At 33.1% G+C, this 2,560-nt stretch carries 3 protein-coding genes; all 3 read left to right on the forward strand.

Translation table 11 applies throughout. The annotated features are described in order from the left end of the window. Nucleotides 1-492 (forward strand): XdhC family protein (locus MR593_RS03950; RefSeq protein WP_290687095.1); only part of this gene is annotated, 492 nt, incomplete at its 5' end. After that, complete coding sequence (locus tag MR593_RS03955; protein ID WP_290687097.1) at nt 492-1,628, forward strand: DVU_1551 family NTP transferase; 1,137 nt, start codon at nt 492-494, stop codon at nt 1,626-1,628. The genes MR593_RS03950 and MR593_RS03955, both read left to right, overlap by 1 nt. Then, the coding region (locus MR593_RS03960; RefSeq protein WP_290687099.1) for an aminotransferase class V-fold PLP-dependent enzyme at nt 1,625-2,560 on the forward strand (936 nt) is incomplete at its 3' end. The genes MR593_RS03955 and MR593_RS03960, both read left to right, overlap by 4 nt.

Genomic DNA, 2,560 nt, shown 5'->3' on the forward strand with positions numbered 1-2,560 from the left:
GTTGAAAAAGTCCATTCTTCAGGAAAAGCATTCATCTTTGGTGCAGGACATGTTTCTAAAGAAGTTGCGACAATTTTAAATCTAATAGAATTCGATACAATTGTAATCGACGATAGAGCGGATTTTGCAAATAAAGATAGATTCCCTGATTCAAAGGTAGTAGTTTTAGATAGAATGGATGAAATACCAGATATGGGAATTGACGACGATAGCTACATCCTTATAATAACAAGAGGTCACTTATACGACTACAATGTTTTAGAATGGGCATTGAAGACTAATGCTTACTACATAGGAATGATAGGAAGTAAGACTAAGATAAAAATGACTTACGATAAGATAAGACAAGCAGGATTTACAGATGAAGATATAAAGAGAGTTCATGCACCTATAGGAATTGATTTAGCTGCTAAAACTCCAGCTGAAATAGCAGTAAGTATAGCTGGAGAGCTTATAAATGAAAGAGCTGAAAAGGAGAAAAATTTAAAATAATGAAAATAGGTGGATTAATTGTAGCTGCAGGTCTTTCATCTAGGATGAAAAATTTTAAACCTTTAATGACAATAGACGATAAGCCTTTAATTTTACATACTATAGATAGCCTGAGAAGAAGTGGTATAAAAGATGTATGCGTTGTTTTAGGATACAGGGGTGAAGAAATAGAAAAGGCTCTAAAGGACGAGGGAGTAACTATGGTTTATAACCACAAATTTAGAGAAACCTCAATGTACGATTCATTTAAAATCGGATTAGAGAAGATAAAGGATAGTTGTGATGCAATTGCATTTACACCAGCTGACATAGGATTTGTGACTAAGTACACTGTAGATTTACTTGTAGAAGAGATGAATAGAAATAAAAAAAGCGTTGTATATTCTAGATTTAAAGGTGTCAAAGGACATCCTACTATAATAAGCGCTAAGTGCTTTGACTATCTGTTAAATTACAGTGGAGAAGGCGGCCTTAAATTAGCTCTTACAAATATGGATGAGGGTTCTATAATACTAGATACACCAGACAAATTTGTGCTATTAGATACAGATACACCAGATGATTTCGAAAGGGTAAAAAATTACTATGAAAATAGAAATTACCTTACAGAAGACGAGTGCATGGATTTACTCAGCTATTCAAATGTACCTCAAAATGTAGTAAATCACTCGAAAAAAGTAAAAGAAGTCGCCTGTGATTTAGCAGAAGCTGTAAATAAAGCTTTAGGTGAACCTAAAATCGATATAAGCTTGATTTCATCATCAGCATTGCTTCACGATATAAAAAGATCTGAAAAAAAACACGCATTAGAAGGTGCTAAATTTTTAGATGATTTAGGATATGATAAAATTGCAGAGATAGTAAAAACTCATATGACATTAGATCAAGAATATGAGGATTTACTAAATGAAAATTCTATATTATATTTAGCAGATAAATTAATATATGAAGATAAATTCGTGGGTGTAGAAAATAGATTTAAAAACAAAATAGAAAAATATAAAGACGACGCTAGTGTATATCAAAATGTAATCAAAAGATATAATGCAGCTGTCAAAATAGAGTCTAACGTCGTATCTAATGTAGGTAAAGACACCTACGAAAATTTAAAAATAAAATGGAGGGATAGTTTATGATTTATTTCAATAATGGAGCAACATCATGGCCAAAACCAAGCTGTGTTGCAGAGGCTGTAAAAAAAGCTATAGAAGATTTTCCATCAAGTGACCACAGAAGTGGTGTTGAAGAAGAGGAAAAATATACTTGTAGAGATTTACTAGCGAAGCTTTTACAAGTTGAAAGTTCTGACAGTATAGTTTATGGAACTAATGCTACTTTTGGATTAAACTTAGCTATCCATGGCTTTGATTTCCAAAAGGGAGATAAAGTTTTAACTACAGCTGCAGAACATAACTCAGTTTTGAGACCTCTATATTACCTTAAACAAAAAGGTATAATAGACTATGAAATTTTGGATGTAGACAATCAAGGTAGAATAAATCCAGAATTATGGGAAGCAAAAATAAAAGAAATGAAGCCTAGAATGGTAGTATTTACTCACGCTTCAAATGTAACTGGAGCAGTAAATGACGCCGAGACTCTAGCTAAAATAGCTAAAAAATACGGTGCAGTAGTTTTGCTAGATGCATCTCAAAGCTTGGGACTTATAGATGTTCTTCCTGAAAAATGGGGAATTGATATGGTCGCATTTACAGGACATAAGTACTTACTTGGACCACAAGGTACAGGTGGACTTTATGTATCTAAGGATATAAAATTAAATCCAGTTTTACAAGGTGGAGTAGGTATACTAAGTGATCAAGACACTATGCCAGATTTTATGCCACTTAGAATGGAGGCTGGAACACCTAATGGACCTTCTTTTAAGGGATTAGAAGCAGCACTTAGATGGGCATTTGAAAACCCAATAGATAAATCTAAAATAGATAAATTAATAGATAAAATAAAAACAGCATTAAAAGAATTAGGCGCATATGTGGTAGATGTAGAAGGTGAAAGCACACCTGTACTTTCATTTACTCTTCCAAATATGAGTGTCGCTGAAGCC

The sequence above is a fragment of the Intestinibacter sp. genome (genome assembly GCF_022780145.1).
In the GTDB taxonomy this organism is placed as follows: Bacteria; Bacillota; Clostridia; order Peptostreptococcales; family Peptostreptococcaceae; genus Intestinibacter.